This is a genomic window from Gammaproteobacteria bacterium, assembly GCA_013151035.1.
Taxonomy (GTDB): Bacteria; Pseudomonadota; Gammaproteobacteria; order JAADJB01; family JAADJB01; genus JAADJB01.
In genome coordinates this window covers 1-8,341 of sequence record JAADJB010000029.1, presented here as the reverse complement: position 1 = coordinate 8,341, position 8,341 = coordinate 1, and the positions used below count along the sequence as shown (strand labels likewise).

At 49.2% G+C, this 8,341-nt stretch carries 8 protein-coding genes; 4 read left to right on the top strand and 4 right to left on the bottom strand.

What is annotated here, in order from left to right; translation table 11 throughout:
• Positions 1 to 163 precede the first annotated feature (163 nt).
• Together GXP22_06870 and GXP22_06865 are read left to right on the top strand one after the other, a co-directional pair.
• Positions 164 to 1,546, top strand: a complete 1,383-nt coding sequence (locus GXP22_06870) for a peptidoglycan DD-metalloendopeptidase family protein (GenBank protein NOX09194.1) — start codon at positions 164 to 166, stop codon at positions 1,544 to 1,546.
• Positions 1,547 to 1,728: 182 nt separating this feature from the next.
• Positions 1,729 to 2,841, top strand: a complete 1,113-nt coding sequence (locus tag GXP22_06865) for an anhydro-N-acetylmuramic acid kinase (GenBank protein NOX09193.1) — start codon at positions 1,729 to 1,731, stop codon at positions 2,839 to 2,841.
• Between the two features lie 51 nt (positions 2,842 to 2,892).
• Here GXP22_06865 and erpA read toward each other — a convergent pair whose 3' ends face one another.
• From erpA to GXP22_06845, 4 genes are all read right to left on the bottom strand, one after another.
• Entirely contained in the window at positions 2,893 to 3,246 is a 354-nt protein-coding gene (gene erpA, locus GXP22_06860) for an iron-sulfur cluster insertion protein ErpA (protein NOX09192.1), read from the bottom strand.
• Positions 3,247 to 3,312: 66 nt separating this feature from the next.
• Entirely contained in the window at positions 3,313 to 3,726 is a 414-nt protein-coding gene (locus tag GXP22_06855) for a polymer-forming cytoskeletal protein (GenBank protein ID NOX09191.1), read from the bottom strand.
• 10 nt (positions 3,727 to 3,736) lie between these two features.
• Positions 3,737 to 4,366, bottom strand: coding sequence for a hypothetical protein (locus tag GXP22_06850; protein ID NOX09190.1), 630 nt, complete (start codon positions 4,364 to 4,366; stop codon positions 3,737 to 3,739).
• 404 nt (positions 4,367 to 4,770) lie between these two features.
• Entirely contained in the window at positions 4,771 to 5,802 is a 1,032-nt protein-coding gene (locus GXP22_06845) for an N-acetyl-gamma-glutamyl-phosphate reductase (GenBank protein ID NOX09189.1), read from the bottom strand.
• Positions 5,803 to 6,018: 216 nt separating this feature from the next.
• Here GXP22_06845 and GXP22_06840 point away from each other — a divergent pair, with 216 nt between their 5' ends.
• The gene (locus tag GXP22_06840; protein NOX09188.1) at positions 6,019 to 7,764 is read left to right on the top strand and encodes a chloride channel protein; all 1,746 of its coding nucleotides are present in this window, start codon (positions 6,019 to 6,021) and stop codon (positions 7,762 to 7,764) included.
• Positions 7,765 to 7,822: 58 nt separating this feature from the next.
• The gene (locus tag GXP22_06835; GenBank protein NOX09187.1) at positions 7,823 to 8,248 is read left to right on the top strand and encodes a CopD family protein; all 426 of its coding nucleotides are present in this window, start codon (positions 7,823 to 7,825) and stop codon (positions 8,246 to 8,248) included.
• The last annotated feature ends 93 nt before the right edge of the window (positions 8,249 to 8,341 follow it).

Here is an 8,341-nt window from a genome sequence, read left to right as displayed (position 1 = left end):
GATTTCTGCGTGACTCATTTGTAACATTCCCAGCCCCAAATAGGGACATTTTAGCTTTGTTCAATAGGGACATTACTGCTTTGGGCTAACACTTTTGCCTAAACCATTGACCATTAACGCCGTCAATAGTAGGGTTAGGGAAATTGTTCTATAAGGTTATCCAGTGCAACAACATTATTCATCACAAATTGACTACCGCCCACTACTGGATAGACATCGTAGTCACGCTACAAAGAAACATTCTCTGCACTGGTTTATCCTGATCGGCATCATTGCTATTAGCAGCATATTCTTTAGCCTCACCTCCGAACAAGCGGAAGCAACCCGTAGCAAGAATATCAAAATTGACTTGCAACAGGAAGTTATACCCACCGTAGTCGATAAGCAAGCCCATGAAACGACTAAGGTAAGCACGACACCCGCGCAGCCAACACCTGACTACCACACTCAAACCCATCAAGTACGTACCGGCGATAATCTATCCAGCATTTTCCTTAAACAAGGACTCAACCAGAAGGTCATCAGTAAAATCCTCGCACTAGGAAAACCCGCTACTGATCTGCGGCGCATTCACCCAGGTGACCAGCTGATTTTTACCCTCGATAAAAACCAGAAATTACAAAAGCTGGTGTTACAGAAAGACCCGCTGAACAGCTTACAAATTGAGCGCAGCAATAATATCTTTCATGCCCAAAACATCCAACGCACGCCTGAACGCCGTATCCGCCACGTTGGCACTACAGTCAACGATTCTCTATTCCTCAGCGCCCAACGCGCTGATCTATCTGATAAAACCACCATGGCACTAGCCGCCATCTTTGGCTGGGATATTGATTTTGCCCTGGATATACGCAAAGGTGATCACTTCAATATTATGTACGAAGAACTCTACCTGGACGGTGAGAAGATTGGTGATGGCAATATTGTTGCCGCTGAATTCATCAATCATGGCCGCACCTACAAAGCGGTTCGTTATACGACACCCGATGGCGACTCCAACTACTACACAGCCGATGGCAAGAGTATGCGTAAAGCCTTCCTGCGTACCCCCATCCCATTAGCAAGGATCAGTTCCCGCTTTAACCTGAAGCGCAAGCACCCGGTACTGAACAAGATTCGTGCTCACAAGGGTGTCGACTACGCTGCCAGCAGAGGCACCCCTATCAAGGCCACTGGTGACGGTAAAATTATTCACCGGGGTCGCAAGGGCGGTTATGGTAATGCCATTATTATTCAACACGGCACACGCTACAGCACCTTATACGCCCACATGTCTAAATTTCGTTCCGGGCTAAAGACGGGTAGCCGGGTTCAACAGGGACAAACCATTGGCTATGTGGGTAGTACCGGCTTAGCCACCGGCCCTCACCTGCATTATGAATTCCGAGTCAATAATCGTCACCGCAATCCACTGACCGTCAAGCTACCGGCAGCAGAACCGATCAACAAGAAATACCTGAGTGGATTCAAGAATGAGGCACAACAGCTACTCACCCAACTGGATCTGTTCCAACGCACCCAGCTTGCCATGCAAGATACGCCGTAGAACTAATGACATGATTTTAGTTGAAAAGAATATGCCTGGTAAGCTCGAGACATGAATCGCTCTTCTCTAACAGAGACACGCCGTGAATACATCCATGTAGGCTCGATGCCCGCGTCCATGCGGGCAACGGTCTCTGTTAGAGAAGAGCCATCCCTGTCTCTTGAGTTAACGTGACAGCAGGGATGAACAACCTCTTTATTGGCCTGATGTCCGGAACCAGCCTGGACGCGATTGATACCGTATTGACCGATCTTGATTCAAATCAGATCAGTATCATCGCCACACACCAACACCCGATACCCGATGTACTGCGTAACGAACTACTAGAACTAATGCAAGTGGATGCCAGACATTCTCTAGTTACCCTCGGCAGACTGGATCAACAACTGGGTCAATTATTCGCCGATGCCGTCAACGCCCTGTTGGCAGACACAGCATTCACCTCGCAGGATATCCAGGCTATTGGTAGCCACGGCCAGACCATCGCCCATTACCCTGATGAAGAATACCCGTTCAGCCTACAGATCGGCGATGCCAATCAGATTGCCCAACAAACCGGTATTACTACCATCTGCGACTTTCGCCGTCGTGACATTGCTGCCGGAGGACAAGGGGCGCCATTGGCACCCGCCTTTCATCAGGCTTTTTTTCAAGACAAAAAACATGAACGCATCATTCTGAATATCGGTGGTATGGCTAATATCACCCACCTGCCAACCGACCCACTGATCCCGACCACCGGCTTTGATACCGGACCGGGCAATGTATTAATGGATGCCTGGATGCAACAACAGCAGCAACAGCTCTTTGATCGCGATGGTAGCTGGGCTGCGAGTGGGAAAATTCATCCTGCCTTGCTACAACAGCTATTAGACACACCCTACTTCCAGCTTAAACCACCCAAGAGTACGGGACGTGAGACCTTCAATCTGGACTGGCTTAATGCAAAACTGGGAGAACGATATCAAGAGATCCCGGCACAGGATATTCAGGCAACTCTAGTTGAACTCACCGCCAGTACCATCGCACAAGGCATCAGCGCAAGTTGCCAGGGCGGACAGATACTCACCTGTGGTGGTGGCACTCATAATCAATATCTTATTCAGCGACTACAGCAACAACTACCCGTATTCAACATAGCATCCACCGCTGAGCATGGGATTGATCCTGATTGGGTTGAAGCAGTCGCCTTTGCCTGGCTGGCGCAACAGACGCTGAACAGCAAAGCCGGCAACCTGCCTGCGGTTACCGGGGCTACTCAAGAGACTGTTTTAGGGGGAATCTACTCAAGGTAGGGTGCGCACTGCGCACCAACACCTTTTGGTGCGTAATACGCACCCTACCTATTACATTGAAAAGGACGAACCACAACCACAGGTGGTGGTGGCATTAGGGTTACGAATCACAAACTGCGCACCTTCAAGATCATCCTTATAATCAATCTCGGCACCGACCAGGTACTGGAAACTCATCGGATCAACTAATAAGGTTATACCATCATTAACCACCTGGGTATCACCGTCATTGATATCTTCATCAAATGAAAAACCGTACTGAAAACCTGAACATCCACCGCCACTGATAAACACGCGTAATTTCAGATTGTCATTGTCCTCTTCCTTCATCAGCTCGCGCACCTTGCTGGCCGCCGCATCGGTAAACACCAGGCTTTGAACACTTTCTACTGCAATCCCACTCATTTTCTACATCTCCGCACAACAATATCGCTTAAATTAAACACATTATCCCAATCCTTAGTAAAATAGTCAAGTATTAGGTCGAGCAGCGATCTCGGTAACATCTGCAACGGCGCGCAAGGCCTCGGCACCATGCACCAGGCGACCATTAACCTCGGCACCCATAGCCATTTCCAGCATCTTGTAATACACATCGCCTGTCACATGAGTACAGGATGCCAGTTCAATATGTTCTGAACCATGCACATCACCATTAACCACACCATCCAGCACCATATTAGGCACACGAATCATGCCATCAATACGCCCGTGTTCACTCAACACCAGGGTTGAAGACGAGCCTTCTTCCGCTATCACGTCACCATTAATGACACCATCCACATGCAGACCACCACTAAAATGAAGATCCCCACGAATCTCCGTGTGCTGACCAATCAATGTATCAATCTTTACCCGCTGCTGTTTTTTGTCAGATCCCCACATTATACTTTCCTCAAATAGCCCACTTATACGTCCATTTTAACATAGAGCCGGGACGACTGGAGGGAATTACACGAATCCGTACAGAATGTGGAGAAAACCCATCCGGTAGATGCATCTGCCCGGCAATACTCTGAAAATAACGGAATTTGAAACTATGCTTACGAATAACCGGCTCAGAGATAGTCTTCAAATCCAGCGTCACCGGCACACCATCCTGCTCACCCTCGACCTGCATCTCAACCGCACCCCGAATAAAACGGCTATTACGTTTGATCTGCACCAGCAGCAATTGATAATCAAAATAACCCGGCGCAATACCCGCCGCCACCTCAAAACTCTGTATCCTGAGCCCAACCTGCATATCCTCAGGAGCCATAATACCCCGATAAAAAGATAGATCTTCACGCAAGGCAAGAATTTTACTTTGTAGAGCGAGCAATTCTTGCTCCACATCCGCATAGGCCTGCTTGTCCACCTGCTGTGCACGCGCAACAATCACCAACTGCCTTTCATGCTGATCCTTGAGATCAAGCAACTGTCCCACCTGCTGCTGCAAGCGCACTTGATCAAGCTCAAACTGCTGCAAATCCCCGGCACCCTGATCATAGCCTGTGTCGAATAACCACCACCCCAGCAACAACAGGAATACAACAAGAAATACGGCATACAGAATAATATGCCGAGTAGAAAATAATAATAGACGCTTAATAACTACAACCCCGTTAATTTGTCATTCCTGTAGACATCCCACGCAGGCGGGAATCCATCCTGAGTAGTTCCTCGTTCCCATGCTCTGCGTGGGAATGCATACCCCATAGTAGGATAACATCATGCCCTTGGGTTCCCACGCAGGAGCATGGAAACCAAGAAAACAAAAGCTTGGGTTAGCGATTTATCGCGTAACCCAACAATTTTTTATTTTACGAGCACGTTCGGTTGAGGTTCGTGGAACTCTTCGAGGGGACACAGCAGATAAAACTTGCTATGTCCCCGACCTGTGCCAGCCTAAAAATAGACACCGACCCGCATTACATTAAACAGGGATTACGGTAGTAAGGCAATAGCACCCAGCCCGGTAGTTTCCTCCAGACCTAGCATAATGTTCATATTATGTACCGCCTGCCCGGCTGCGCCTTTGACCAGATTATCAATCACCGACAACACCACCACACGACCGGTATCCGGTGGACAATGAATCGCCATACGGCAATGATTGGAACCACGCACCGAACGCGTCTCCGGGTGTGAACCCGCAGGCATAATATCAACGAATGGTTCACCTTCATAACGCCACTTAAACAGCTCAATTAGATCCTCCTTGGGCTGTTTCAGACGCGCATACAGAGTGGCATGAATACCCCGAATCATTGGTGTCAGATGGGGCACAAAGGTTAAACCCACCGCACCACAAGCCTGAGTATCCAGCCCCTGCTTGATCTCCGGCAGATGGCGATGACCGGGAACGGCATAAGCCTTCATGCTCTCGCTACTCTCACATAATAAGGCAGCCACATTGGCACCACGACCAGCACCACTCACCCCGGATTTTGCATCCGCAATCAAATCAGTCTCATCCACCAGACCGGCCTCAATCAAGGGTAAAAACCCCAGCTGGATAGCTGTTGGGTAACAGCCTGGATTCGCCACCAGGCGAGCGGATTGAATAGTGTCACGATTCATTTCCGGCAGACCATACACCGCTTCCTCCAGCAGATCAGGACAGGCATGAGGCATGCCATACCACTGCTCCCAAACCGATGGATCACGTAGACGAAAATCAGCTGCCAGATCAATCACCCGCGTATTCGCTGCCAACAACTCCGGCACCATCTTCATAGCGGTGCCATTCGGTGTCGCAAAAAACACCAGATCACAGGCGGCCAGCGTATTGATATCCGGTTCAGAAAAACACAGATCAACATAACCACGTAGGTTGGGAAATAAATCAGACACTGCTGTGCCAGCCATGGAACGCGAGGTAATAACCGATAGTTCCACACCACCATGCCCTGCCAACAGACGCAGCAACTCCACGCCTGTATAACCTGTTCCACCGACTACGCCCACTTTAATCATTGGTTTACTTCCTCAAAAACCTATACATTACTTTAGCTATGATACTTTAGAAGAGACGGAGGGGGTAGAGCCAGATTTTTGGTGCGCAGTGCGCACCCTACCGACGAAGGAGCAAAGCCAGATTTTTGGTGCCGGTTTTTTGGTGCGGAGTGCTTGAGGGGACAGAGCCAAAAACCGGCTCTGTCCCCGGTTGGGAGTGTGGCATAATAGCTCGTAATGAATAATCATGACTTGAAAAGACATTGGCACAAAATCAGCGCGCGTATTGGGCTTCATCTCGCCAATGCCAACACCTTACCGCTGCTGTCCATACTCGGTCTCATCACTGGTAGCCTGGTCAGTGCCGCTATCATCACACTCCTGTTAATCATCGAGGCAGGTCAGACTGCCATTCTGTCCGGCAACCATGCTATCGCCTACGCGCACCTGCCACTAAGCTATCGCTTCCTGTTGCCCGTAATGGGCGGGCTTGTCATTGGACTAATCTTGCATTACCTGAACAAGGAAGATCGTCAACTCGGCATCACCCACGTCATTGAGCGACTCCATTACCATCAGGCACAACTCCCCGTACGCAATGCCGTCATTCAATTCATCACTGCCAGTCTAAGCATTATTAGCGGACACTCAGTGGGTCGGGAAGGACCTGGCGTACATATTGGTGCCGCCACAGGAAGCTGGTTTGGTCAGTGGCTAAAGCTCCCCAATCACTGTCGTCGCACTCTGGTCGCCTGTGGTGTTGCTGCCTCCATCGCCGCTTCCTTCAATACCCCGCTGGCAGGTGTCATATTTGCCATGGAGGTAATTATGATGGAATACACCATGGTCAGCTTTGCCCCAGTCATACTTGCCGCGGTCAGTGCCACCAGTATCACTCAAGCCGTATTAGGACATAGTGCTCTCTTTTCAGTATCGAACATAAACCTCGGTTCCATATACGAACTACCCTGGATTCTTCTCACCGGCCTGATCATCGGCGTGCTCGCTGCCCTGTTTACCCGTTCACTATTATTCTTCACCCACATACTGGCGGATCACCCGATCTGGCAACGCACGACCATTGCTGGCATCATTGTCGGCATCTGTGCCCTTCCAGTCCCTAGCATAATGGGAGTTGGCTATGATGTTATCAATGAGATCCTGATTGGTGAGATTGGTATCCTGTTATTACTCACCATCACCCTGGTCAAAATCCTTGCCACCACCGCCGGGATTGGTTTGGGTATCCCAGGCGGACTGATTGCGCCGACCTTCCTTATCGGTGCGGCTGCAGGAGGAAGTATTGGCATCATCACTGGCTTGATTATGCCAGGGGAACTCGCCTCGTCACCCACCCTTTTTGTTCTCATTGGTATCTGTGCAATGATGGGCGCAACCCTGCACGCCCCCCTCGCCGCGCTCATCGCCCTGCTTGAGCTCAGTGGCAATCCAGGTGTTATCCTGCCTGGAATGCTGGCCGTTATTGGTGCCTTGTTGGTCAACAAGGAAGTCTTTGGTAGGGGTTCTGTATTCATTGAATTAATGCGTGCACGGGGACTGGAATACAAGGATGACCCGGTAACTCAAGGACTGCAACGCATCAGTGTCACTCATATCATGGAGCGCAGTGTAAAAACGATCACACAAAAGATCAGCCCGGAACAAGCCGCACGAATACTCAAATCACCGCCGGTTTGGTTATTACTGGAGAGCGATGAAGAGATCAGTCCATTACTACTCACTGCTGACCTGGAAAACTATATGCAAGGTAAAATGGACGACGATGAGATTGATCTGTTACAAATTCCGGCACAACGTCTGCGCTCTTGTGCTATCAATCTACAAGCCAGTCTGCATGATGCCCTTAAAAAACTGGATCAGAGCGATTCCGAGGCTCTACACATACAACATCAAACAAATACCAACACCCTGACTTATGGCATACTCACACGCGATGACATCAAACAAAGTTACCGCATCTAATGACTTCGCCGCTCTTTTAACACCAGCAACACATACTCAACAGAACAGGTGACACACAATGATCTGGGTTAAGGCATTACACATCATCTCAATGGTTACCTGGTTTGCCGGGTTATTCTATCTGCCCCGACTCTTTGTCTATCATGCCGATTGCCATGATGCAGCCGGGAATGAACGCTTTAAAATCATGGAATTCAAGCTCTATGTGATGATGAATATCGGGGCACTACTAACCTTCATTTTTGGCATCTGGTTACTGGTTGATTATGCCTGGGAGGCCTACATCTACACGACGTTATGGTTACCGATAAAACTGATACTGGTAACACTACTGCTTATCTATCATCATATGTGTGGCTACCTCCGCAAGGCCTTCCGCGATGATAACAACCAGCACAGTCACACCTACTACCGCTGGTTTAATGAGGCCCCGGTGTTGATCCTGATTGCTGTTGTGTTATTGGCGGTGGGGAAACCTTTTTAATAATGGTGCGTGGTACGCATATATGGTCTCCTCCCAGTTTGCAAGACATTGTGAACCTTTAACAGTGACAGGATTGCTTCCATATATCCGGCC

Coding starts and splice junctions, on each gene's coding strand:
- GXP22_06845 (NOX09189.1), bottom strand. CDS start 5,802: ATGATTAAAGTGGGCGTAGTCGGTGGAACAGGTTATACAGGCGTGGAG.
- GXP22_06855 (NOX09191.1), bottom strand. CDS start 3,726: ATGTGGGGATCTGACAAAAAACAGCAGCGGGTAAAGATTGATACATTG.
- GXP22_06840 (NOX09188.1), top strand. CDS start 6,019: ATGAATAATCATGACTTGAAAAGACATTGGCACAAAATCAGCGCGCGT.
- GXP22_06865 (NOX09193.1), top strand. CDS start 1,729: ATGAACAACCTCTTTATTGGCCTGATGTCCGGAACCAGCCTGGACGCG.
- erpA (NOX09192.1), bottom strand. CDS start 3,246: ATGAGTGGGATTGCAGTAGAAAGTGTTCAAAGCCTGGTGTTTACCGAT.
- GXP22_06835 (NOX09187.1), top strand. CDS start 7,823: ATGATCTGGGTTAAGGCATTACACATCATCTCAATGGTTACCTGGTTT.